The sequence below is a fragment of the Janthinobacterium sp. PSPC3-1 genome, from assembly GCF_049896105.1.
GTDB lineage: Bacteria > Pseudomonadota > Gammaproteobacteria > Burkholderiales > Burkholderiaceae_D > Janthinobacterium.
The window spans coordinates 23,650-45,149 of sequence record NZ_JAFCTQ010000032.1 but is presented as its reverse complement, the minus strand read 5'-3'; the positions used below and the strand labels follow the sequence as shown (position 1 = coordinate 45,149).

The following is a 21,500-nucleotide window of genomic DNA, read 5'->3' as shown; positions in this document are numbered from 1 at the left end:
ACTGGTTTTAATTTAAAACCACTTAGTTGAAGGAATCACGATGCGCGATACATCTCCTCCCGCCGCTACCTTGGCACCTGCATTGGCGCCCTCCCTGGTCTGGCTGTTTGCCGCGGCGGCCGGCCTGTGCGTGGCCAATGTCTACTACGCCCAGCCGTTGCTGGCGACCTTGGCGCACGAGTTCGGCATGACGGATGCGGGCAGCGGCATGGTGATCACGGCCACGCAGACCGGCTGCGCGCTGGCGCTGCTGCTGGTGGTGCCGCTGGGCGACATGCTGAACCGGCGCAGGCTGACCCTGGTCCAGCTGGTGCTGCTGGGCGCCAGCCTGGCGGCGCTGGCCTGCGCCACCTCGACCGCCGCCCTGCTGGCCGGCATGCTGCTGGCGGGCTTGCTGGGCACGGCCATGACGCAGGGGCTGATCGCCTATGCGGCCAGCGTCGCGCCCAGGCATGAACGGGGCCGCGTGGTCGGCACGGCCCAGGGCGGCGTGGTGATCGGCCTGCTGCTGGCGCGCACCTTGTCGGGCGTGGTGACGGACCTGGCCGGCTGGCGCGCCGTGTATCTGCTGTCCGCCGTGCTGTCGCTGGCCTTGCTGTTGCTGCTGTGGCGCATGCTGCCGCCGCCTGCTCCCGTCATGAAACGGCTGAGCTATGGCGCCCTGCTGGCGTCGATGCTGGATCTGCTGAAAACCAATCGTGTGCTGCAAGTGCGCGGCGTGCTGGCGCTGCTGCTGTTTGCGGTGTTCAATATTTTCTGGAGCGCGCTGGTATTTCCCTTGAGCGCGCAAGGCTACAGCCATACGGCCATCGGCGCCTTCGGGCTGGTGGGCGTGGCGGGAGCGCTGGGCGCGGCGCGCGCGGGAGCGCTGGCCGACCGTGGCCGCGCGCAATGGACTACTGGCGCGGCGCTGTTGCTGCTGCTCGTGTCGTGGCTGCCGCTGGCGTTTGCCGGCAGCGCGTTGTGGCCTTTGATCGTCGGCATTATCGCGCTGGACCTGGCGGGCCAGGCGATTCACGTCACCAATCAGAGCCTGATCTTCAAGGACGACAGCGATGCGCACAGCCGGCTGGTGGCCTGCTATATGCTGTTTTATGCGGTGGGGAGTGGACTGGGTGCGATTGCCGCCACCAGCGTGTATGCGCTGGCGGGCTGGCATGGAGTGTGCGCGCTGGGCGCGGCGGTCAGCTTGCTTGCCCTGCTGTTCTGGCGGTGGACCTTGCCGGCTGAACAAGCCTGAAACAAAGACTTAATTCAGCAGCGCCGTGGTGGAACCATGACGGTAGGTTTTCAGCGCATCGGGCTGGATCTGGATCAGCGAGCCGCTGACCTTGATCAGATGCAGGTCGGTCAGCTGGTGCAGCACGCGCGACAGGGTGGCCGGCGCCAGGTTCAGGAACGACGCCAGCAGGCTCTTTTTCAGGTCCAGCTTGACTTCGTTCGAGCGCTGCTGGTCCGACGCCTGCAGCAGGTACTCGACCACGCGCTGGGTGGCGTTCTGCACCGAGCAGCGTTCGACATTGCGGATGAAACCCATCAGGTGATGCGACAGGCTGTTCATCATCTGGCGCGCGATGCGCGGCGACTGGTCCAGCAGGCGCAGCAGCGCGTGTGGCGGAATGCGCAGCAACAGGCAGTGTTCCAGCGCTTCGGCGCAGAAAGGATAGGGTTCGTCGAGGAAGATCATGGCTTCGCCGAAGCTCTGGCCAGGGCGGATCAGTTCGAGGACCTTGTCGGTGCCTTCCATCGAAAACACGCTCAGCTTGACCAGGCCGAAGACGACCACGTAAGCGCCTTCCGCCACTTCTCCCTTGCGGAACAGGACCTTGCCTTTTTCCACTTCGACACGCACCACATCCTGGCGCAATTGTTCCAGCTGCGAAGGGGAAATATGGCGAAACAGAGCTTGGCTCGACAACAAGCCGTCGACGTTGACCTTATGCATGACACTCTCTTCATTTGATTGGCGAATAACTAAGTGTAATGGGAGGGCAGCGTCAAGACCATACGTCAAAGGGAGTAGGGGCCAACTAGCCAAAAGCGGCATGCAGATCAATTTTTCCAAGGTTGGCCGGCGGTTTTACTTGCCCAGGTTGCGTTCCACCGCATATACGGCGATCTGCACGCGGCTGCTCAGCTTGAGCTTTTTCAGGATATTTTGCACGTGGATCTTGACGGTGCTTTCGGCCACGTCCAGCTGGCGCGCGATTTCCTTGTTGCTCATCCCTTGCGCCAGGCAGGCCATCGCTTCGCGTTCGCGCGGCGTGAGCTTGTCATAGTCGGCTTCGGGCGCGCTTTGCCCGCTGCGGAACTGCGACACCAGCTTGGCCGTCATGGCGTCGGCGATCACGGATTCGCCGGCGGCGGCGCGCAGTATCGCCTGGCCCAGCTGCTCGGCCTCGATGTTTTTCAGCAGGTAGCCGCGCGCGCCCGCGCGCAGGGCCGCGCCCAGGTCGGCCGCGTTTTCGGACACCGTCAGCATCAGCACCACCATCTCGGGCCACTCGAGCAGGATCTGCTGCAGCGCTTCCACGCCGGACAGGCCGGGCATGTTCAGGTCCATCAGCACCACGTCGGGCTGCAGCTGGCCCGCCAGCGCCACGCCATCGAGTCCGTTGGCGGCCTCGCCCACCACCTGGAATTGCGGATTGCGCTGCAACAGCAGCTTGACCCCGCTGCGCAGCAAGGTATGGTCGTCGACCAGCAGGATGGTGATGGGTGCGTTGATTGATTCGTTCACTGTAATGAGTTACCTGGTTATCTGTTAGGCGGTCTGGCGCCGTGCTTCCGGCAAGGCCAGCGAGATCGTCGTGCCTTCCCCTGGCGTGCTGTCGATGGCAAACCGGGCGCCGAGCCGCTCGGCCCGTTCCTGCATGATGCGCAGGCCGATCTGCACCTCGGTTTTCTGGTCGCGCAGGTTGGCCGCAAAGCCGTTGCCGTCGTCGCGCACCTGCAGCAAAAAATCGCGGCCGTTGTCGACCGTCACCTGCACCGCGCCCGCTTGCGCATGCTTGCGGATATTCGACAGCGCTTCCTGCACGATGAACAGCACCTGCAACTGCTGTTCCGGCGCCAGCGGCGCGCCATTGCCCGTCATGAGCAAGGCGCTGGCAATCCCGGTCTGCAGTTCGAACTTGTCGAGCACTTCGGCCAGCTTGCCTTCCAGATCGCTGCCATGCCAGCGCGTGCGGAAATTGACCAGCAATTCACGCACATCCTGGTAGCTCTGCTCGACCCCCATGCGCATCAGCGGCAGCACTTCGGCCGCTTCACCGAGCTCGCCGCGGCGCACCGAATCGTCGAGCATCTGCACTTGCAGGCTGATGAAATTGAGGCTTTGCGCGATGCTGTCGTGCAGGCCTTCGGCCAGCAGGCTGCGTTCGCGCGCGATGGCAAATTCTTTTTCGCGCGCGATCAGGCGCTGGTTGTCGATCGCGATGCCCAGGCTGTGACCCAGGGTTGCCAGCCAGCCATGCTGCTGCTCTCCCAGCACGGTGGTTTTCACAAAGTGCAGGGAAAAACTGCCGATCGGCTTCTCGCGCACCACGATGGGAAACACGGCGATCGCGCTGAAGCCTTCTTCGTGGCAGCGGAAGCGCTCCGGCGCGTCCAGATTGAGCAAATTCACCTTGCGAAAGTCGCGGATCTGGATCACGCCCTGCGCCACCGCCGCGCCGCACAGGCAGTCGTTGTTGCGCATGCAGTGCTCTTCCTCGATCATCGCGTCCGAGATGCCTTCATGGACGACGATATGCACCGTATCGTTGAGCGGATCGAGGATGCGCACGGTGCCGCCCACGGCGCTGGAAAAATCCATCACATGGCGCAGGAAGCCGCGGCACAGTTCATCGATGGCGTGCTGGCCCGCCAGCAAGGTGGAGATATCCTGCAAGGTCGCCAGCTGCCGCTCCTGCGCGGCGCTCAGGCCGGCCGGCAGCTGCGCCTGGCGGCGCTGGCGCCAGCGCGAGGCGGGCAATTGTTTGCGGGTGGGATGGCTACGCGGCACATGCATGACAGAATCGACTCTTCCAAAAAGTCCCGGCGTGGCGGCACGGCGGGACGCACAACATTACAGGCGGATCTCGGTGCCGAGCAGCTTGACGAACTGCGCCAGCCAGGCCGGATGCGCGGGCCAGGCCGGCGCCGTGACGAACTGGCCGTCCGTCACCGCATCGGTGACGGCGATGTCGGCATACTCGCCACCGGCCAGCTTGACTTCCGGCGCGCAGGCCGGATAGGCGGAAATGCGCTTGCCGCGGATCACATCGGCGGCGGCCAGCAACTGCGCGCCGTGGCAGACGGCGGCCACCGGCTTGCCGGCTTCGGCAAAATGGCGCACGCAGGCGATGACCTTGTCGTTCAGGCGCAGGTATTCGGGCGCGCGTCCGCCGGCGATCATCAGCGCGTCGTAGTCGGCTGGCGACACTTCGTCGAAGCTGGCGTTGAGCGCAAACAGGTGGCCCGGCTTTTCGGTGTAGGTCTGGTCGCCCTCGAAATCGTGGATGGCCGTCTTGATGGTGTCGCCGCTTTTCTTGCCGGGACAGACGGCGTGCACGGTGTGGCCCAGCATCAGCAGGGCCTGGAAAGGCACCATCGTTTCATAATCTTCTGCAAAGTCGCCGGTCAAAAACAGAATTTTTTTCGCTGCCATTTGCTTCTCCCATGAAAAAATCGTCAATAAACCATGCACCACAAACGTGCGCCTGCCCATATCTTACTGCGATCAAGGCCGCTTGCCTGTCTTTTCCCGACATTATCAAACAATTACATTGCACTGCACAACAGGCAGTCGCCGCCCTGCCCGCGCAAAGGGCGGCAAGTTATGGCACCATCGAGCTCCCTCAATCTTTCAGTGGAAACGCCATGATTTTTGAAATTGCCCATATCCAGGTCAAGACCGGCAGCCACGCCGCCTTCGAAGCGGCCGTCACCCAGGCCGTGCCGCTGTTCCAGGGCGCGCAGGGCTGCGAGTCGATGCGCCTGGAACGCTCGATCGAGAATACGGATGCCTATCGCCTGGTGGTGGGCTGGACCACCCTGGAAGACCATACCGTGCATTTCCGCGGCAGCGAGGCGTTCCAGTCCTGGCGCGCGCTGGTCGGCGAATTCTTTGCCGCGCCACCACAGGTCGAACATATGGAAACTGTCGTGACGGGCTTTTAAAGAAACTCAAACGGCAGGATGGTGAAACACCTGCCGCAGGTAGGCTAAAAACGTTTCGTCCTTGCACAGCGTCTTGCCCGGCGAGTCCGACAATTTCGCCACCGACTGGCCATTACAGCGCACCAGCTTCATGACGATATTGAGCGGTGTCAAACCCACATCGTTGGTGAGGTTGGTGCCGATGCCGAAGCCCGTCATGATGCGGTCGGCAAAGTGCTGGTACAGCGCGATGGCTTTTTCCAGGTCCAGGCCGTCGGAAAACACCAGGCGCTTGGTATTGGCGTCGATGCGCAGGGCGGCGTAATGGGCCAGCGCTTTTTCGCCCCATTCGACCGGGTCGCCCGAATCGTGGCGCAGGCCGTCGAACAGTTTGGCGAAATACAGGTCGAAGTCGGCCAGGAAAGCGTCCATGCCGACCACGTCGGTCAGGGCGATGCCCAGGTCGCCACGGTATTCCTGGACCCAGTCCTCGAGCGCGGCCTTTTGAAAGTCGCGCAGGCGCACGCCAAACGACTGGAACGACTGCATGTATTCATGCGCCATGGTGCCGATCGGCACGATGCCCAGCTGCTTGGCCAGGTAGACGTTCGAGGTGCCCTTGAAATACTCGGGCACTTCGCGCGCCAGGCGCTGCACCACTTCGTCGTGCCAGGCGCCGGAAAAGCGGCGGCGCACGCCGAAGTCGGAAAACTCGAACGGGTGCTTGCGGCGCGGCACTTTGCCGAATTCCTTCAGCGCCGCCACCTTGGCGCTCAGGCGCGCGCGCCCTTCGGTCAGTGCGTCATCGAGATTGAAGCGGCGGAAATACAGCTCGTTGACGATGTACAGCACGAAGATTTCAAAGCCCATCACATGCACTTGCGGACCGGCCGCATGCACGACCAGCTGGTCGCCTTCGGTGCTGACGTCGATGAATTTGCGCTGGAAGCGGAACACCGTCAGGAAGTCGACAAAGTCGCTTTTCATGAAGCGCAGGGTGCGCAGGTAGGCCAGCTCGTCGTCGGCAAACGACATCGAGCACAGGTGATCGAGCTGCTCTTCGACTTCCTGTTTCAGTTCGGCCAGCGGAAAGGCCGGGGTATTCCTGCAAACGAATTCGTATTCGGTATGGGTGTTCGGATGACCATGCAGCAAGGCTTGCCACATCGTGAATTTGTACAGATCGGTTTCCAGCAAACTGCGTACTATCGGGGTCATGTAGGGTTTCTCCACTTTACTGTAGCCAGAATAGTACGCCTTTGCCGCGATTTCGGTTGCGTGCGCTTGCGCGGCCGCTCAGGCCGCCTGGTTGGCCAACAGCTCGGGCAGGATTTCCGTGGACGTCGCCAGCCGCGCGCCGCGCGCCAGCATCGCAGCAATAAACGCTTCCTGCTGCGCTTCAAAGCCGGTAACCGGGCTCATGCAGTCGGTCAGCAGCACCAGCTTCGCCAGCGCTTCCCTGCCCTGCTGCGCCTGCAGATAATCGGCGATATGTTCGGTGCTGGCTTTCACGCAATGGCTGCCGGCCTCGCCGCAAATATAAATCCGGTCGGCCGACACCAGGCTGTCGAGAAAAGGAATGTTGAGCTGGGTGGCGGGGTCCTGCGGGTCGGGCACTTCGGCCATCACGGCCGAATAATGCTCGGTCCACGGGTTGGAGCCCTTGGACAGCTTGGCCACCACTTGCAGCTGCGCCGCTTCCCACGCGTTGTAGGCGGCGCGCACGGCGCCATGGATATTCTGGCCCCAGGAACCGATCTCGCAATGCACGGGCCACACCATCAGCTGGTAGCGCCCGGCGCTTTCCAGCGCGTCGAGATAGTGCTGGGCGCGCGGCAAGGCGCCGGCCGCGGCGGGCACAAAGGCCCCCTCGCGCAGCTGCTGCGCGCTGATCTGGGTAAACGGGGCAACCGCGCCGCCATCACCCGTGCGCCAGAAGGTCGGGTGGGCGATATCGTAGTGGTGGTGGGCGTCGAGCGTGACGCTGATCTGCGTGAGGCCGGCGCCGCCGTCGCGGATCAACTGCGCCACGCGCAGCATGTCCTGGTGCGCGCCCGTGACGGGCAGGCTGGGCGCAAAGCCGCTGGGCAGCGACTCGGCGGGCAAGTCGCAAAAATCGTTTTGCGGGTCGATAATGAGCAGGTGCAGCTGGCGTTTCATGGCGATCCTCGTGCGTGGCGGGAATGTCCATGATAATGGCAACTTCGCCACCACGCCAACGCACGCCCGCCGATGAAGCTGCCAGCCCGCAATCCCCTGAACGCCAACAAGCTGCTGCACAGCAAATGGACGGCCGCCGCGCCCCTCGACAAGGAAAAGCATTTTATCGTCATCAAGGTGGTCGAGCCGGAGTCGCCTGACGCACCAGTGACGCACGTGCAGCTGCAGGCCGTGCATACGCAGCGCGTGCAGATCCTGCCGTGGCGCGCGCTGCGGGACGCCAGCGTGTGGCGCCAAGGCTGGGTGTGATCAGGCGCCGGTGACATACCTGCGCTGGCGCGACTCGACCAGCGTCTGCGCCGCGTCCGCCGCCTGCTCCTGCGCTTCCGCTTCGGTGGCAAACAGGTGATCGGCCCTGACCCGCTGCTTGCTCGTCACATTGTAGCGGTGCATGGGATTGGGCGACTGCGTGAAGATGGCGACATATGCGCCCCAGGTACCGCAGCCACGCAAGCGTTCGGCGGTGTAATCAATTTCATAACAACCAACATATTTGATCGGCACGAGGTTTGCTCCATAAAAGAAAGATGGATTAATTCCGGTCGCGCTCACGCAGGAAATTTACGGAAAATCAAGGGTATATAAAATATATCACTTTTGCGGCGCAGCAAAGGGGTTGCACGGCACGAATGTGCATTTACTTGATCTCATGACGTGAAATGCAAAACAGCCGCCAGAACAGGCGGCACAAAAGAAAAACGGCGCCGTGATCACGGCGCCGCAAGGGGGAGACAAGGGAAATGCGGAATCAGGCGGCCAGCGCTTCGATCGTGCCGCGGCCTTTGGCCAGGGTGGCGGCCACCGCTTCTTCGCCCAGCGCCACGCCTTCGGCTTGCACGAAGGTGATGTCGGTAATGCCGATAAAGCCCAGCGCCGTGCGCAAATAGGTGCTCAGGTAGTCATACGCGGCGCCCGCGCCTTCGCTGTACACGCCGCCGCTGGCAGTGAAGATATAGGCTTTCTTGCCGGTGGCCAGGCCGACCGGGCCGGTGGCCGTGTACTGGAAGGTGCGGCCAGCGCGCGCCACGTGGTCGATCCACGCCTTGACGGTCGATGGCACGGAAAAATTGTACATCGGCGCGGCCAGCACCAGGATATCGGCGGCCAGCAGCTCGTCGACCAGGGTGTCGGAGATTTGCACGGTGGCCGCCGCTTGCGCGCTGCGCTGCTCGGCCGGCGTGAAGAAGGCGCCCATCATCTCTTCGGTCAGGTGCGGCACCGGCTGCGCAGCCAGGTCGCGCGTGACGATGGTGTTGCCTTGCGCGGCCAGCTTGGCGACCAGTTCGCCCGACAACTGGCGCGACAAGGAACCGTTGTTGCGCACACTGCTATTGATGTGGAGTACGTTTGCCATGATGAATTCCTTTAAAACGGTGACGGGATGCGCTGCTGCGCTTGCACTTATCTTAGTCCGCATCTACTATCGATGAAACCGTGTAAATTTCTATTCTTATTATCGATTTTATGGATGTGGATCAGTCATGAGAGAGCCGGGCCAACCATCGCTGGACCAGTTGCGGGTATTTGTCGCCGTGATCGACGCGGGCGGCTTCGCCCATGCGGCGCGCCAGCTGCACCGCACGCAATCGGTGATCAGCTACACCATCGCCAACCTGGAAGAGCAGCTCAATGTGGTATTGCTCGACCGCAGCAAGCGCAAACCGACCCTGACCGACGCCGGCAAGGCCCTGCTGGCCGATGCGCGCACGGTGGCGCTGAAGGTGGACGCCATGCGTGCGCGCGCCAAGGCGCTGGCCGGCGGGCTGGAAGCGGAAGTGTCGGTGGTGGTCGATGTGATGTTTCCCACCTGCGTGCTGGTGCGCATGCTGGAAGCATTCCAGGCGCAGTTTCCCACCGTCGCCCTGCGCCTGCGCATCGAGGGCATGGGCATGGTCACGCAGCTGGTGATGGACGGCAGCTGCCACCTGGGCGTGGGCGGCTGGATGTCGTCCAGCGCCGACGCCTTCGAGCGTCTGGCGGTGGGCTATGTGCGCCTGATCCCGGTGGCCGCGCCGGCGCATGCGCTGGCGCAGATGGCGGGACCGATCCTGCCGGCGGTGGCGCGCGAACACGTGCAGCTGGTGCTCAGCGACCATAGCAGCCTGACCGCGGGCCAGGATTTCGGCGTGCTGGGCCTGCGCAACTGGCGCCTGGGCGACCTCGGCTCCAAGCACGCTCTGCTGCGCGCGGGCCTGGGCTGGGGCAATATGCCCGAATCCATGGTGCGCGAGGACCTGGCCGCCGGCCGCCTGGTGCCGCTGCATTTGTCGGTCGACAGCGGCGAGGATTATCCGATCTACCTGATACAGCGCGCCGACACGCCGCCGGGACAGGCGGGCAAGTGGCTGATGGAGCGGTTTGCGGAGCAGTTGCCGCTGTTGCTGGAACGGGGGTTTTAAGACGGCGCAGCCAGCGGTATGATGCGGCACTCACCTCAACAAGGAATCACCATGGCCGGCATCGACGATTTCGTCAACAAGCAAAAACCCGGGGCGCGCTTTGTCATCACGGCGCCGATGCTGCGCATGACGCCGCGGCAGTTCGACAGCGTGGCGCAGGAATGGATGGAAGACGGCGGGCCCGGCTTCGATATCGCCGGCATCCCGCACCGCGTGGTGATCGACGGCCAGTTCTATATCGCGCGCGTCACCGTGCAGCGGCACGGCGAAACCGACGAATAGCTATTCGACGCCCAGCACATGCAGGCGCCGCCGCAGGCGCGCCACTTCTTCCGACAGGTCGACCACCAGCGCCGCCAGGTCGGCATTGGCGTCGAATACCGATTCGATTTCGCGCAGATGGCGCGCACGCGCCAGGTCGATGCTGGTAAAGCGCCAGCCGGTGGCCTGCACGGGCGGCGGGCCGCCATGCAGCAGCACCCCCGTCTGCACGCGCTGCACCACCCACTCGGGTTCCACGGCGCAGGCGCGCGCCAGTTCTTCCAGGCTCAGGGCCGAGTCTTCCAGCAGTACGCCGATCACATTGTTTGTCATGAGGTTCGCCATGCTTATGCTCCCAGCTTCTGGCGCGGATTGAAGGCCATCTCGCGCGCCATGGTTTCATACAGTGCGCGCGCCTTGTCGTCATGCGCGGGCGGCAGCACCACTTCCAGCAGCAGATACAAATCGCCCGCCTGGGCGGCGGGAATGCCGCGTCCTTTCAGGCGCAGCTTGCGCCCCGTTTGCGAACCGGGCGGCACCGTCACCGACACCGTGCCCGATGGCGTGGCCACGTCGATGGCGCCGCCGAGCGCCGCCTCCCAGGGCGCCACCGGCACGGTTTCAAAGACGTCGCGCCCTTCCACGCGGTAGCGCGCGTCCTGCTCGAAACGGATTTCGAGGTACAGGTCGCCGGCCGGCGCGCCGCCGCTGCCGGGATTGCCCTGGCCTTTCATGCGCAGCTGCTGGCCTTCCGTCACGCCTTTCGGGATCGTCACTTCCAGGGTTCGCTCGCGCGTGACGACGCGGCCCTGCGCATCGGCTTCGGGCACGCGCATGACGATGGTGCGCGTGGCGCCATGGTAGCTGTCGCGCAGCGCGATGGTGATGGCCGCATGGCTGTCGTCGCCCTGCATCTGGAAGTTGCTGTTGGCGCGGCGCCGCCCGCCCACGTGGGCGAACAGGTCGGCAAAGAAATCGTTGTCGTCGGTGCTTGAGGATTCGAAGCCGGCGCCCCAGTCGGGCGGTGGACGGAAGCCGCCGCCTTGGGCGCTGTGCTGGCGTCCCAGGTCGTCATAGGCGGCGCGTTTTTCCGCGTCACCGAGCACGCCATAGGCCTCGTTCAGGGCCTTGGTGCGCTGGTCCGCATCGGCTTCCTTGCTGACGTCGGGGTGGTATTTGCGCACCAGCTTGCGGTACGCCTTCTTGATGTCGGCCTCGCTGGCCGATTTCTCGACCCCGAGTTCCTTGTAGTAGTCCTTGTAATCCACCGTGCCTGCTCCCCATGGTTGACCGTCTGCTGGGAAGATTACACGAATTGTTCCGGGCATGCAGTACGCCTGCATGCCCGGAACAGTGGCAAGTCAAGAATAGTTAACGTGCGCGGCGGATCGAGGAAATACGACGGTCCAGGCCACCGTCGATGCGGTTGTAGCTGCCCGGCCCCATCACCACGCAGCGGCCGCGGAAGTTGGCATCGGCGCAGAATTCCCAGCGGCCGTAGTTGATGACGATGGACTGGGCGCGGTCATTGAAGCGGTAGCGGTTCAGGTCATTGACTTCGTTATCGAGGCGCACCGGCTGGCCGCGCATGCCGGCGTCGGGGAACAGCAGCACGGCGCCATTGTTGTCGGGACGGCCAGGACGGTTGCCGCCATGGCCACCATCGTGGCCACCGCCGCCGCGGCGCACTTCGCGCACCGACGAGATGGAATCGTTCATGCCCGGCAGGCTGGCGTAGCGGCCCGGCTGCAGCACGCGGCAGCTGTTGCGGAAATTGGAGTCCTTGCACACCTCCCAACTGCCCGAGCGCACGACGATGCTCGAGGCCTTGTCGTTGAAGTCCAGGCGCGACAGGTCGTTGACATCGTTGCGCACATTGACCGAGCGGCCGCGGAAATGATCATCCTGGAACAGGGTCATTTCGCCAGCCTGCACGGCGGCGTGGGCCAATACGGTGGTGGCGCACAGCAGCGCGTACTGGATCGTTTTCATTTTTATCGTATGTGACATGTCTGACTCCCTTGATTGCATGAGCACCAGTGTAGTCTGGCACAGCGGCGGCGAGTGTAACAAATGGCAAGCAAATGTCAGCGCACGGCTGGCACAAGAAAAAGCCGCCTGGCAGGCGGCTTCACGTGCAAGCGTCGCGCCTGCGATCAGCGCACGCGGCGCAGCGACGAAATCTTGTTATCGAGCGCGTTCAGGCGCGCGTATTGTCCCGGCCCGATCACTTCGCAGCGGCCGCGAAAATTCGAATCGCTGCACACTTCCCACTGTCCTTCGTTGACGACGATGGAGCCGGCGCGGTCGTTGAAGTTCTGGCGTACCAGGTCTTCGGTATTGCGGTCCAGCGCCAAAGGTTCGCCGCGCATGTCCGCATCGGGGAACAGCAGGATGGCGCCGCGCTGCTGGTACTGCTGCTGCGGATATTGCGGGTACTGGTTCTGCGGATATTGCTGATACTGGTTCTGCTGGTACTGCTGCTGTTCATACTGCTGCTGGCGCCGCGCTTCGCGCTCGTCGACCATGCGCGCCGACGACACTTTTCCATCGAGGCCGCGCCCCAGGTCGTCATGGCGGCCCGGCCCGAAGATGCGGCAGGTGCCCTGGTAGTTGGCGTCGCTGCACAGCTGCCAGTAACCGTTGCCGATCACGATGCTGGTGGTACGGTCGTTGAAGCCGATGGTGGCGAAGTTATCATTGTCGCGGTCCAGGCGTGCCGAACCGCCGTTCTGGCCGGCGCCGGAATACACTTCCAGCGACGCGCGCCGGCCGTCATTGCCATGACCCCAGTCGCGGTCCGGGCGGTGGCCGTCGCCACGGCCGTCGTAGCGTCCAACTTCGCGCACCGAGGAAATGGCGTCGTTCATGCCCGGCATCGAGCGGTATTCGCCCGGCGTCAAGGTCTTGCAGTTACCGCGAAAGCCGGAGTCGGTACACACGTCCCACGTACCCGAACGCACCATGATGCTCGACACCTTGTCATTGAAGCCCATGCGCGACAGATCGTCGGTGGTCTCGCGCACGGTCAAGGCGCGGCCACGGAAGTTATCGTCTTCGAACAGAGTCAGTTCGCCGGCATGCGCGCCGAGGTGGGTCAACAAGGCGGCTGCACACAGCAGGGCGTGGGTAAGCGGGCGGTTCATGGGGGTGTCTCCAGTGGTTGTCAATGCGACTATTCACCAGTGTAGCCGCCCGGCGAAAAAACGGTGTAACAAAGTATGAGAAAAACACAATAAATTGTTACCAAAGGAAATAGACATCGAGACAAGCCGCCCGGACAATCCGCCGAATTATCAGTAGAATCGCAGCTTCGACCCAGCCAGCATCCGCTTTTACCCCATGCCCCACACCACTTCGTTTACCGCCCCCGCCATCCGCCAGGAAGTTTCCTCCCTCTGGAAGCTGGCCTGGCCCATCCTGATCGGCCAGCTGGCCACGGTCGGCATGGGCGCGGCTGACGTGGCGATGACGGGCCATACCACGCCCGATGAGCTGGCGGCAGTGTCGCTGGGCGCGGCCATCTGGTCGATCGTGCTGGTCACCGTCAGCGGCATCATGATGGCGATCAATACGCTGGTGGCGCATGAAATCGGCGCCGCGCGTCACGACAGGGTGCCGCATATCGTGCGCCAGTCGCTGTGGAAGGCGCTGGCCGTCGGCCTGGTGGCGTGTTTGCTGACGAATATGGCGGCGCTGGTGTTCGACCACCTGATGCTCGAACCCCATGTGGCGGCCAGGGCCAAGCTGTTCGTGCACATCATCAGCTGCGCGCTGCCGGCGTTTGCCGCCTACCGCGCGCTGTACGGCTACAGCACCAGCATCAACCAGACCAAGCCGGTGATGGTGATCGCGCTGGCCGCGCTGGCGCTCAATATCTTCGTCAACTACCTGCTGATCTACGGCCACTGGGGCATGCCCAAGCTGGGCGGCATCGGCTGCGCGGTGGCCACCACCTGCTGCGTGTGGATGATGCTGCTGGCGATGCTGGCCTGGATCAAGTATGCGCCGGCCTACCGCGCCACTTATCCGTTCACGCACTGGGAGTGGCCGCAAGCGTCGGCCATCGGCCCCATGCTGCGCCTGGGCCTGCCGATCGGCGTGACCTATTTCGCCGAGGTCAGCGCCTTTGGCGTGATCAGCCTGCTGGTGGCGCGCTTTGGCGTGGTGCAGGTATCGGCGCACCAGATCGCCCTCAATTTCTCGTCCGTCGTGTTCATGGTACCGCTCACCTTCGGCATCGCGCTGGTCACGCGCGTCGGCCATGCGGTGGGCGAAGCCAATTTGCGGCGCGCGCGCTTCATTTCCTGGGTCGGCGTGGCGATGTCGCTGACGGCGGCCATCGTCTCGGCCGCCGGCATCACCATCTTCCGCCACCAGATCGCGCAAGCCTATACGTCGGACCCGCAGGTGCAGGCGCTGTGTGCGCAGCTGCTGCTGTTTGCCGCCCTGTTCCAGCTGTCCGACGCGACCCAGGTCGCCACCTCGTGCGCGATCCGCGGCTACAAGGTGACGCGCCAGCCGATGCTGATCCAGTTGCTGGCGTTCTGGGGCTTTTCGCTGCCCATCGGTTATGTGCTGGGCCTGGCGCCGCAGGGCTTCATCTGGTCACCAGACGCGCCGATGGCGGCCGCCGGTTTCTGGATCGGCCTGGTGACGGGCCTGACGGTGGCCGCCGTGCTGCTGACCTGGTATCTGAACCGGCTGTCGCTGGAAAGGCTGCGCGCAGCCATATAAAACACGGAGTTTTCCCGGGATATGCCGAAGGAAAGCCGGCAATCCGTGGCGTATTCCGTGGCCGACCCTATCGCATTGCTTGTCACGCTCTGGTATTGTTTGCCGTCAAGAATTCACTTGACCTCTTTCACATCACCGAGACATCCATGCGTTTTATTCTCTGTTTTCTGGCCGCCATGGCCAGCGTTCCCGCATCGGCCGAAAAGCTGACGCTCGAGCGCATCCACGCCGATCCGGCGCTGGCCGGCCCCGGCGTGCGCAACCTGAAGGTATCGCCCGACGGCGAGCGCGTCACGTTCCTGCGCGGTCGCGCCGACAACCAGTTCCAGCTCGACCTGTGGGAATTCAAGCTGAAAGACAAGAGCACGCACCGCCTGGTCGATTCCAAGGCGCTGGTGCCGAATGAAACCATTTCGCCGGCCGAACAGGCGCGCCGCGAACGCGAACGCACGGCCAGCCTGGCCGGCATCCTCAGTTACAGCTGGTCGCCGGACGGCAAACAGCTGCTGGTGCCGCTGGCCGGCAATCTGTACCTGGTCGACGCGGCCCATCCGGACAAGGCGCGCCTGGTCGCCAAGGGCAATGTGCTCGATCCGAAAATTTCGCCGAAAGGCCGTTACCTGTCCTTCGTGCGCGAGCAGAACCTGTATGTGATCGACCTGAAGACGGGCCAGGAACGCCAGCTGACCAGCGACGGCAAGGACACCATCCATAACGGCGAAGCCGAATTCGTGGCGCAGGAAGAAATGAAACAGCGCACCGGCTACTACTGGGCGCCGGACGACAGCGCCATCGCCTACAAGCGCTACGATGAAGCGCCGGTGCCGGTGGTGCGCCGCTTCGAGATCTTCGCCGACCGCACCGACGTGGTCGAGCAGCGCTACCCGGCCGCCGGCGACGCCAACGTGCTGGTGCAGCTGAAGATCGTCTCGCCGGAAACCGGCGTGCAGCGCCAGGTCGACCTGGGCGCCAACCCGGATATCTACCTGGTGCGCGCCGACTGGAGCGCGGACAGTAAAGCCTTGCTGTACCAGCGCCAGTCGCGCGACCAGAAAACCCTGGAACTGATCGCCGTCGATGCCGCCACCCTGGCGCAGCGCACGGTGCTGACCGAAACATCGAAAACCTGGGTCAGCATCCACGACGACCTGCGCTTCCTGGCCGACGGCAAATCGTTTTTATGGTCGTCCGAGCGCACCGGCCGCAACCATCTGTACCTGTACGACATGAGCGGCAAGCTGCTGCATCCTGTCACGTCCGGCGAGTGGGGCATCGACAGCCTGCTGGCCGTGAATGAAAAAACCGGCAAGGTATATGTGTCGTCGAACCGCGACGCCGTGATCGACAAGCAGACCTACGCGCTGGCACTGGACGGCAGCACCGCCGACAAGCCGCAGCGCGTGACGAAAGCCGACGGCTGGCACGACACCACGTTCGCCCGCAATGGCGCCGTGTTTGTCGACACGTATTCCGACCCGGCCACGCCGCCGCAGGTCAGCATCCGCCGCCCCGATGGCGCGATGGTGGGCTGGCTGGAAGAAAACGCCCTGAACGCCAGCCACCCGTATGGCAAGTTCAAGGCCGATCATTTGCCGACCGAATACGGCACCATCAAGTCCGACGACGGCCAGACGCTTTATTACTCGCTGGTCAAGCCGTCGAACTTCGATGCGGCGAAACGCTATCCGGTCTTCCTGTCGACCTATGGCGGCCCGCACTCGCAGCACGTGGCTCGCCGCTGGGGCAACAACTTCGACCAGTACATGGCGCAGCAGGGCTTCGTGGTGTTCCGTCTGGACAATCGTGGTTCGTCGCGCCGCGAACGCGCGTTTACCGACGCCATCTACCATAACCTGGGCAAGGCCGAAGTGGCCGACCAGCTGGCCGGCATCGCCTGGCTGGGCCAGCAGAGCTTTGTCGACGCCAAGCGCATCGGCGTGTTCGGCTGGAGCTATGGCGGTTTCATGAGCTTGCGCCTGCTGTCGGCCGCGTCCGACAAGATCGCCGCCGGCGTCTCGGTGGCGCCCGTGACCGACTGGTCGCTGTACGACACCCACTACACGGAGCAATTCCTCGGCATGCCGAAGGAAAACGTGGAAGGCTACCAGGACAGCACCGTGTTTGCGCACATCGACGGCCTGAAGTCGCCGCTGCTGCTGGTGCATGGCATGGCCGACGATAACGTCCTGTTCTCGAACAGCACGCGCCTGATCGACGCGCTGGTCAACCGTGGCGTGCAGTTCGACCTGATGACGTATCCGGGCGCCAAGCACGGCATCTCGTCGCGTGCCGGCCAGCGTCATGTGTACGCGAAGATCGCCGCCTTCTTCAAGAAGAACCTGAAAGTGGACGACGCGAAATAATATTTCGCCGCACAAATGAAAACCGCCGCCTGTCTTGCGACAGGCGGCGGTTTTTTTATGCTGGATCGCCGCGCTGGGCGGCGAATAGCAAAACCTTACGGTTTGCGAGTAACAGTTTCAACGGCGTCTTTGACGTCGCCAACTTTCTTCTGCACTTGGCCTTCGACCTGGTTTGCCAGGCCCTTGGCTTGCTGTTCTTCGCTGCCGACGACTTTGCCAGCTGTTTCCTGGATTTTACCGCCAACTTCTTTCAGTTTACCTTCGACTTGATCTTTGTTCATGATAGCTCCTCGATGTAGTTGATTAGCCAGCCCAGGGGCCGGTACTGCGGCTCACACGCTGCTGTTTGGCTTGCTGCGTGTCGATGAGTTCATACTACGCCTGGAGCGGCAAAAACTATGTACGGTTCCTAACACATGGGAAAATATTGCTATCTTTCACCATCCTTGCGCCAGACAGTGGCCAGCCACGGCTGCTGCTCGCGCGGCAGACCGGGCGGGCGGTAGTAGTGGTCGAGCAAGGTAAAACCGGCCGCCTGTACGTGCGCGGTCCAGGTGTCGAGGTCGTAATAACTGCCATAGCGGGCGCCGCTCCAGCCTTCCTGGTTCTGGCCGCGCGGATTCGAGCTGAACAGCACCCCTCCCTCTTTCAGGCAGCCATGCAGGGCGCGCAGCACGCCGGCCAAGGCGCTGCTGGGCACATGGAACAGCACGGCATTGGCAAATACGCCGTCAAACGCGCTGGCGGGCAAATCGAGATCGAGAAAATCCTGCTGCCAGACGGTGCAGCCGCTCCAGGCGCGCGCCATCTCGACAAAGCGGGCCGAACCGTCGACACCGGTGGCATGGTGGCCCAGCTCCGTGAAAGCCTTCAGGTCGCGCCCCGGCCCGCAGCCCAGGTCGAGGATCTCGAGCGGTACGGCACCACCGATGGCGGACAGCAGCGCGGCCATGTTCTGGCGCACGTCGTGCTCGCGCGTGCCTTCGAAAAACTGTTCGGCGCTGGCGTCGTAATGATCCAGGGTGCGGCGGGTAATGGCATGCAGGGGGTCTTGCGGGGTGTCGGTCATGGTGGCGCTTCCGTAAAAGATGCCGCCATTTTAGACGCAAGCGAGCATGCATGCGGGTTTGCGGGCGGTTCGAGGGAACCTGAAAATTATTTTGAATTATTTTCAAAAAAACCCTCAAGTTCTGGCTGAGGCCGCCGTTAATCTAGACAAGCGTAAAACCATTGATAAAAATACAGGTGTGCTCATGAACTCCAACGACGTGCTTTCGATGTATGAAAATATTGCCGGTTTGACCAATCAGATGGTCGTGGCCACACGTTCGGAGGACTGGGAAGACTTGAGCGCGCTGGAAAATCAATGCGCCAGCGCAGCGAGCGCCACCCTGGTGGGCGCCGTGCCGGCCCTGTCCGGTTCACCGCGAGCACGCAAGTTCGACCTGATCAAGCAGATCCTGGCCAATGACCGCGCAATCCGCAATATCACCGAACCCTGGATGGCGCAGCTGTCCAAGACCATGCCGGCGCCGCGCGCGCACAGATAAGCAGTTTGATCAGAAGAGAAGACGACGGCGCCTGCGGGCGCTTTTTTTACGTCCGGCGCAGGCGACCTTGCCCCGCTCAGCGCGAAAAAGGCTCGGGCTCCGGCGCCAAAGCCGGCTCATCGCGCTCAGGCACGGTATCGCCAGGCGGTGCCACCGGCGCCGGCTTGCGGCGAAACGGCTTGCGCAGCAAGACCCAGTATTTCGATGGCGGCCTGGGCCCCGCCTCCGCGCGTCCCTTGCGCTTGCGCAGGATATACACGATGACGGCCGTCGCCAGCAGGAACAGCACGGTGCCCAGGCCCAGCCACCACAGGCCATTGCCGCCGCTTTTCTTTTCCGCCACCGCTGCCTTGGCCTTAACATGCGGCGCCACGGCGGCGGCTGGAGCAGTGGGAGCAAGGGCGGCAGGTGCGGCCAGCGCCTGCTGCAGCGCCGAGACCTTGCCTTCCAGCACACCAATCTTCTCATTCAAGGCCGTGTTTTGCCGGTCCAGCGCCACGCATGCCGCGGCCGGCACGCCGGCCGCTTGCGGCGCGCAGGCTGCCACCGGCGCCGGCGCGCGGCGCAGCGGTGGCGGCGAGACCGGCACGAAGGCCGGCTTGGACGCCACCGGCGGCGCGACAAACACGGCCGGCGGGCGCAGCATGCCTTCGGCGCGGGCGCGCGCCGCCAAGGCGGCGGCGTCCGGTACCGCGATCGGCTTCGAGACAAGAACCGGCACGGGGGCTTGCGGCACGACCTTGGGCACGGGTGCTGGAACGACCACTGGCACCGTCGGCACGGGCGGCGTCGGCGTCAGCCAGACGGTGGCCAGGCGCACCACGCCGCGATTGCCATTGCCCAGCACCAAATACACATGCACATGGCCGGCATTGATGGCTTGCCGCGTGCTGAGGTGGACAAAGCGCCGGCCGTCGCGTTCCACCTGGCTGATGGCCAGGGTTTGCAGGGCGGCGTCCATGCTGATGCCGCCGCCTTCGTAGACATTGCTTGAGGCCAGGCGCACAGGCAGGCCCTGCAGCTCATCGGGCGCCAGCGCCGTCAATTCGATATCGGCCGACAAGGGCTGGCCCACGTGCGACTGCACGCTGATGTCGCCCAGTTCGGCCGCAAACGCGGCCGGCATGGCCAGGCAGGCGGTGGCGCACAGGGTCGCGGTCCAGCGGGAAAAGACTATGCTCGGCATGAAATAATCGCTTTGACAACAGGAACAAGGGATAACGTATCTTGTTAACGGCAGGAAATTGAAAAAATATAGGCGCCAGCAGGTGCGCTGTGCGTTTTCGGCGCCTGGAGTACACTCGGTCCACCAACACAGATGAAAGGGATGCCATGAGCAGCAGAATCGAACGCGACAGTTTCGGCCCGATCGACGTACCCGCCGGTCAATTATGGGGAGCGCAGACCCAGCGCTCGCTCGAGCACTTCCATATTTCCACGGAAAAGATGCCGCCCGAACTGATCGCCGCGCTGGCCACCGTCAAGCGCGCGGCCGCCCACGTCAACCTGGGCCTCGGCTTGCTCGGCGGCGACAAGGCCGTCGCCATCACCCAGGCGGCCGACGAAGTACTGGCCGGCCAGCATGCGACCGAATTTCCGCTGGCCGTCTGGCAGACGGGCTCTGGCACGCAAAGCAATATGAACATGAATGAAGTGCTGGCCAACCGGGGTTCCGAACTGATGGGCGGACTGCGTGGCGCCGAGCGCCTGCTGCACCCGAACGACGACGTCAACCTGGGCCAGTCCTCGAACGATATCTTCCCCACCGCCATCCACGTGGCCGCCGCGCTGGCAGTCGCCAACACGGTATTGCCGCCGCTGCGCCAGCTGCGCGCGACATTGGAAGCCAAATCCGCCGCCTTTGCCGACATCGTCAAGATCGGCCGTACGCACTTGCAGGACGCCACGCCATTGACCCTGGGCCAGGAATTCTCGGGCTACGCGGCTCAGCTGGAGTTTGCCGAACACATCATCGAGGCGTCGCTGCCGCCGCTGCTGCAACTGGCGGCCGGCGGCACGGCGGTGGGCACGGGCCTGAACGCCCATGCCGAATTTGCCGACCGCATCGCCGCCGAGCTGGCGCAGCTGACGGGCCAGCCATTTGCCAGCGCCGGCAACAAGTTTGCCGCCCTGGCCGCCCACGACGCGCTGGTGGCCGCCCATGGCGCGCTGAAAACCCTGGCCACGGCGCTGATGAAGATCGCCAACGACGTGCGCTGGATGGCGTCCGGCCCCCGCTCGGGCCTCGGTGAAATCACGATCCCCGAAAACGAACCGGGCAGCTCCATCATGCCGGGCAAGGTCAATCCGACCCAGTGCGAAGCGCTGACCATGCTGTGCTGCCAGGTGTTCGGCAACGACGTGGCCATCACGGTGGGCGGCGCCTCGGGCAATTTCGAGCTGAACGTGTTCAAGCCGCTGATCGCGCACAATTTCCTGCAAAGCGCGCGCCTGCTCGGCGACGGCATGCGCAGCTTTGACGAGCATTGTGCGCACGGCATCGAACCGAACCGCGAACGCATCGCCGAACTGATGGAACGTTCGCTGATGCTGGTCACGGCGCTGGCGCCGCATATCGGCTACGACCGCGCGGCGCAGATCGCCAAGCAGGCGCAGCACGAAGGTACGACGCTGAAGGAAGCGGCACTGGGCCTGGGTTTCGTAACGGAAGAGCAATTTGCCGAGTGGATCGTGCCACTGGACATGACGCGCCCGAACAAAAGTTAAGGCCACTTCCGCATGCCCGCTTGCAACCATGTAAACTAGCTGTTTGGCTCGGCAAACCGGGCTGCACAGTGTTGAAAACACATTATTGCGATTGAGGATAG

24 protein-coding genes are annotated in these 21,500 nt (G+C 63.4%); 9 read left to right on the top strand and 15 right to left on the bottom strand.

From position 1 onward, the window contains the following. The first annotated feature begins 40 nt into the window (after positions 1-40). On the top strand, positions 41-1,240 hold the full coding sequence (locus ACP7B7_RS24865) for an MFS transporter (protein ID WP_426078489.1): 1,200 nt from the start codon (positions 41-43) through the stop codon (positions 1,238-1,240). A 9-nt stretch (positions 1,241-1,249) separates the two neighbouring features. Here the strand turns inward: ACP7B7_RS24865 and ACP7B7_RS24860 are convergent, their stop codons facing one another. The 4 genes from ACP7B7_RS24860 to ACP7B7_RS24845 form a co-directional block, all read right to left on the bottom strand. Further along, on the bottom strand, positions 1,250-1,945 hold the full coding sequence (locus tag ACP7B7_RS24860; protein WP_308922625.1) for a Crp/Fnr family transcriptional regulator: 696 nt from the start codon (positions 1,943-1,945) through the stop codon (positions 1,250-1,252). Positions 1,946-2,080: 135 nt separating this feature from the next. Then, the gene (locus ACP7B7_RS24855; protein ID WP_308922626.1) at positions 2,081-2,740 is read right to left on the bottom strand and encodes a response regulator; all 660 of its coding nucleotides are present in this window, start codon (positions 2,738-2,740) and stop codon (positions 2,081-2,083) included. A gap of 24 nt (positions 2,741-2,764) precedes the next feature. Then, positions 2,765-4,012, bottom strand: a complete 1,248-nt coding sequence (locus ACP7B7_RS24850) for a GAF domain-containing sensor histidine kinase (protein WP_308922627.1) — start codon at positions 4,010-4,012, stop codon at positions 2,765-2,767. A 57-nt stretch (positions 4,013-4,069) separates the two neighbouring features. After that, positions 4,070-4,651 carry a DJ-1/PfpI family protein gene (locus ACP7B7_RS24845; RefSeq protein ID WP_308922628.1) on the bottom strand — a complete coding sequence of 194 codons (582 nt, stop codon included), beginning with the start codon at positions 4,649-4,651 and terminating at the stop codon, positions 4,070-4,072. Between the two features lie 212 nt (positions 4,652-4,863). Between ACP7B7_RS24845 and ACP7B7_RS24840 the strand changes: the two genes are divergently transcribed. Further along, complete coding sequence (locus ACP7B7_RS24840; protein ID WP_308922629.1) at positions 4,864-5,163, top strand: antibiotic biosynthesis monooxygenase family protein; 300 nt, start codon at positions 4,864-4,866, stop codon at positions 5,161-5,163. Positions 5,164-5,169: 6 nt separating this feature from the next. Here ACP7B7_RS24840 and pncB read toward each other — a convergent pair whose 3' ends face one another. Together pncB and ACP7B7_RS24830 are read right to left on the bottom strand one after the other, a co-directional pair. Then, positions 5,170-6,360, bottom strand: a complete 1,191-nt coding sequence (gene pncB / locus ACP7B7_RS24835; protein ID WP_308922630.1) for a nicotinate phosphoribosyltransferase — start codon at positions 6,358-6,360, stop codon at positions 5,170-5,172. A gap of 78 nt (positions 6,361-6,438) precedes the next feature. Next, positions 6,439-7,302: a cysteine hydrolase gene (locus ACP7B7_RS24830; protein ID WP_308922631.1), complete on the bottom strand. Its 864-nt coding sequence runs from the start codon at positions 7,300-7,302 to the stop codon at positions 6,439-6,441. 72 nt (positions 7,303-7,374) lie between these two features. Here ACP7B7_RS24830 and ACP7B7_RS24825 point away from each other — a divergent pair, with 72 nt between their 5' ends. Then, the gene (locus ACP7B7_RS24825) at positions 7,375-7,611 is read left to right on the top strand and encodes a TIGR02450 family Trp-rich protein (RefSeq protein WP_308922632.1); all 237 of its coding nucleotides are present in this window, start codon (positions 7,375-7,377) and stop codon (positions 7,609-7,611) included. Here ACP7B7_RS24825 and ACP7B7_RS24820 read toward each other — a convergent pair whose 3' ends face one another. Both ACP7B7_RS24820 and ACP7B7_RS24815 read right to left on the bottom strand, forming a co-directional pair. Next, a complete protein-coding gene (locus ACP7B7_RS24820; protein WP_308922633.1) occupies positions 7,612-7,866 on the bottom strand; it encodes a hypothetical protein in 255 nt (84 codons plus the stop codon). It abuts the gene before it with no gap. Between the two features lie 244 nt (positions 7,867-8,110). Continuing rightward, a complete protein-coding gene (locus ACP7B7_RS24815; RefSeq protein ID WP_308922634.1) occupies positions 8,111-8,716 on the bottom strand; it encodes an FMN-dependent NADH-azoreductase in 606 nt (201 codons plus the stop codon). A gap of 127 nt (positions 8,717-8,843) precedes the next feature. Here ACP7B7_RS24815 and ACP7B7_RS24810 point away from each other — a divergent pair, with 127 nt between their 5' ends. Both ACP7B7_RS24810 and ACP7B7_RS24805 read left to right on the top strand, forming a co-directional pair. Continuing rightward, entirely contained in the window at positions 8,844-9,761 is a 918-nt protein-coding gene (locus tag ACP7B7_RS24810; protein WP_308922635.1) for a LysR family transcriptional regulator, read from the top strand. 51 nt (positions 9,762-9,812) lie between these two features. Continuing rightward, positions 9,813-10,043, top strand: coding sequence for a hypothetical protein (locus ACP7B7_RS24805; RefSeq protein WP_426078488.1), 231 nt, complete (start codon positions 9,813-9,815; stop codon positions 10,041-10,043). On the opposite strand, the gene ACP7B7_RS24800 is transcribed toward ACP7B7_RS24805, so the two are convergent. The 4 genes from ACP7B7_RS24800 to ACP7B7_RS24785 all read right to left on the bottom strand — a co-directional run bounded on the left by ACP7B7_RS24800 (position 10,044) and on the right by ACP7B7_RS24785 (position 13,168). Further along, positions 10,044-10,355 carry a MerR family transcriptional regulator gene (locus ACP7B7_RS24800; protein ID WP_426078487.1) on the bottom strand — a complete coding sequence of 104 codons (312 nt, stop codon included), beginning with the start codon at positions 10,353-10,355 and terminating at the stop codon, positions 10,044-10,046. 14 nt (positions 10,356-10,369) lie between these two features. Continuing rightward, the gene (locus tag ACP7B7_RS24795) at positions 10,370-11,290 is read right to left on the bottom strand and encodes a DnaJ C-terminal domain-containing protein (protein ID WP_426078486.1); all 921 of its coding nucleotides are present in this window, start codon (positions 11,288-11,290) and stop codon (positions 10,370-10,372) included. Positions 11,291-11,393: 103 nt separating this feature from the next. Beyond that, the gene (locus ACP7B7_RS24790; RefSeq protein ID WP_426078485.1) at positions 11,394-12,032 is read right to left on the bottom strand and encodes a beta/gamma crystallin-related protein; all 639 of its coding nucleotides are present in this window, start codon (positions 12,030-12,032) and stop codon (positions 11,394-11,396) included. Positions 12,033-12,178: 146 nt separating this feature from the next. Further along, positions 12,179-13,168, bottom strand: a complete 990-nt coding sequence (locus ACP7B7_RS24785; RefSeq protein WP_426078484.1) for a beta/gamma crystallin-related protein — start codon at positions 13,166-13,168, stop codon at positions 12,179-12,181. A 196-nt stretch (positions 13,169-13,364) separates the two neighbouring features. On the opposite strand from ACP7B7_RS24785, the gene ACP7B7_RS24780 reads away from it, so the two are divergent. Together ACP7B7_RS24780 and ACP7B7_RS24775 are read left to right on the top strand one after the other, a co-directional pair. After that, on the top strand, positions 13,365-14,759 hold the full coding sequence (locus ACP7B7_RS24780) for an MATE family efflux transporter (protein WP_426078483.1): 1,395 nt from the start codon (positions 13,365-13,367) through the stop codon (positions 14,757-14,759). A 146-nt stretch (positions 14,760-14,905) separates the two neighbouring features. Continuing rightward, complete coding sequence (locus tag ACP7B7_RS24775) at positions 14,906-17,122, top strand: S9 family peptidase (protein ID WP_426078482.1); 2,217 nt, start codon at positions 14,906-14,908, stop codon at positions 17,120-17,122. Positions 17,123-17,217: 95 nt separating this feature from the next. Here ACP7B7_RS24775 and ACP7B7_RS24770 read toward each other — a convergent pair whose 3' ends face one another. Continuing rightward, a complete protein-coding gene (locus ACP7B7_RS24770) occupies positions 17,218-17,403 on the bottom strand; it encodes a CsbD family protein (protein WP_308922643.1) in 186 nt (61 codons plus the stop codon). A 149-nt stretch (positions 17,404-17,552) separates the two neighbouring features. Further along, positions 17,553-18,191, bottom strand: a complete 639-nt coding sequence (locus tag ACP7B7_RS24765) for a class I SAM-dependent methyltransferase (RefSeq protein ID WP_426078481.1) — start codon at positions 18,189-18,191, stop codon at positions 17,553-17,555. A gap of 46 nt (positions 18,192-18,237) precedes the next feature. Here ACP7B7_RS24765 and ACP7B7_RS24760 point away from each other — a divergent pair, with 46 nt between their 5' ends. Then, a complete protein-coding gene (locus tag ACP7B7_RS24760; protein WP_426078480.1) occupies positions 18,238-18,672 on the top strand; it encodes a flagellar protein FliT in 435 nt (144 codons plus the stop codon). Positions 18,673-18,748: 76 nt separating this feature from the next. On the opposite strand, the gene ACP7B7_RS24755 is transcribed toward ACP7B7_RS24760, so the two are convergent. Then, complete coding sequence (locus tag ACP7B7_RS24755) at positions 18,749-19,858, bottom strand: type IV pilus assembly protein FimV (RefSeq protein WP_426078479.1); 1,110 nt, start codon at positions 19,856-19,858, stop codon at positions 18,749-18,751. 146 nt (positions 19,859-20,004) lie between these two features. Here ACP7B7_RS24755 and fumC point away from each other — a divergent pair, with 146 nt between their 5' ends. Continuing rightward, positions 20,005-21,399, top strand: a complete 1,395-nt coding sequence (gene fumC, locus ACP7B7_RS24750) for a class II fumarate hydratase (RefSeq protein ID WP_308922647.1) — start codon at positions 20,005-20,007, stop codon at positions 21,397-21,399. The last annotated feature ends 101 nt before the right edge of the window (positions 21,400-21,500 follow it).

Excerpts from the sequence above, each read along its gene's own strand:
- ACP7B7_RS24865 (WP_426078489.1), top strand. The coding sequence starts at position 41 with ATGCGCGATACATCTCCTCCCGCCGCTACCTTGGCACCTGCATTGGCG.
- ACP7B7_RS24860 (WP_308922625.1), bottom strand. The coding sequence starts at position 1,945 with ATGCATAAGGTCAACGTCGACGGCTTGTTGTCGAGCCAAGCTCTGTTT.
- ACP7B7_RS24850 (WP_308922627.1), bottom strand. The coding sequence starts at position 4,012 with ATGCATGTGCCGCGTAGCCATCCCACCCGCAAACAATTGCCCGCCTCG.
- ACP7B7_RS24845 (WP_308922628.1), bottom strand. The coding sequence starts at position 4,651 with ATGGCAGCGAAAAAAATTCTGTTTTTGACCGGCGACTTTGCAGAAGAT.
- ACP7B7_RS24840 (WP_308922629.1), top strand. The coding sequence starts at position 4,864 with ATGATTTTTGAAATTGCCCATATCCAGGTCAAGACCGGCAGCCACGCC.
- pncB (WP_308922630.1), bottom strand. The coding sequence starts at position 6,360 with ATGACCCCGATAGTACGCAGTTTGCTGGAAACCGATCTGTACAAATTC.
- ACP7B7_RS24830 (WP_308922631.1), bottom strand. The coding sequence starts at position 7,302 with ATGAAACGCCAGCTGCACCTGCTCATTATCGACCCGCAAAACGATTTT.
- ACP7B7_RS24825 (WP_308922632.1), top strand. The coding sequence starts at position 7,375 with ATGAAGCTGCCAGCCCGCAATCCCCTGAACGCCAACAAGCTGCTGCAC.
- ACP7B7_RS24815 (WP_308922634.1), bottom strand. The coding sequence starts at position 8,716 with ATGGCAAACGTACTCCACATCAATAGCAGTGTGCGCAACAACGGTTCC.
- ACP7B7_RS24810 (WP_308922635.1), top strand. The coding sequence starts at position 8,844 with ATGAGAGAGCCGGGCCAACCATCGCTGGACCAGTTGCGGGTATTTGTC.
- ACP7B7_RS24805 (WP_426078488.1), top strand. The coding sequence starts at position 9,813 with ATGGCCGGCATCGACGATTTCGTCAACAAGCAAAAACCCGGGGCGCGC.
- ACP7B7_RS24800 (WP_426078487.1), bottom strand. The coding sequence starts at position 10,355 with ATGACAAACAATGTGATCGGCGTACTGCTGGAAGACTCGGCCCTGAGC.
- ACP7B7_RS24790 (WP_426078485.1), bottom strand. The coding sequence starts at position 12,032 with ATGTCACATACGATAAAAATGAAAACGATCCAGTACGCGCTGCTGTGC.
- ACP7B7_RS24785 (WP_426078484.1), bottom strand. The coding sequence starts at position 13,168 with ATGAACCGCCCGCTTACCCACGCCCTGCTGTGTGCAGCCGCCTTGTTG.
- ACP7B7_RS24780 (WP_426078483.1), top strand. The coding sequence starts at position 13,365 with ATGCCCCACACCACTTCGTTTACCGCCCCCGCCATCCGCCAGGAAGTT.
- ACP7B7_RS24775 (WP_426078482.1), top strand. The coding sequence starts at position 14,906 with ATGCGTTTTATTCTCTGTTTTCTGGCCGCCATGGCCAGCGTTCCCGCA.
- ACP7B7_RS24770 (WP_308922643.1), bottom strand. The coding sequence starts at position 17,403 with ATGAACAAAGATCAAGTCGAAGGTAAACTGAAAGAAGTTGGCGGTAAA.
- ACP7B7_RS24765 (WP_426078481.1), bottom strand. The coding sequence starts at position 18,191 with ATGACCGACACCCCGCAAGACCCCCTGCATGCCATTACCCGCCGCACC.
- ACP7B7_RS24760 (WP_426078480.1), top strand. The coding sequence starts at position 18,238 with ATGCATGCGGGTTTGCGGGCGGTTCGAGGGAACCTGAAAATTATTTTG.
- ACP7B7_RS24755 (WP_426078479.1), bottom strand. The coding sequence starts at position 19,858 with ATGCCGAGCATAGTCTTTTCCCGCTGGACCGCGACCCTGTGCGCCACC.
- fumC (WP_308922647.1), top strand. The coding sequence starts at position 20,005 with ATGAGCAGCAGAATCGAACGCGACAGTTTCGGCCCGATCGACGTACCC.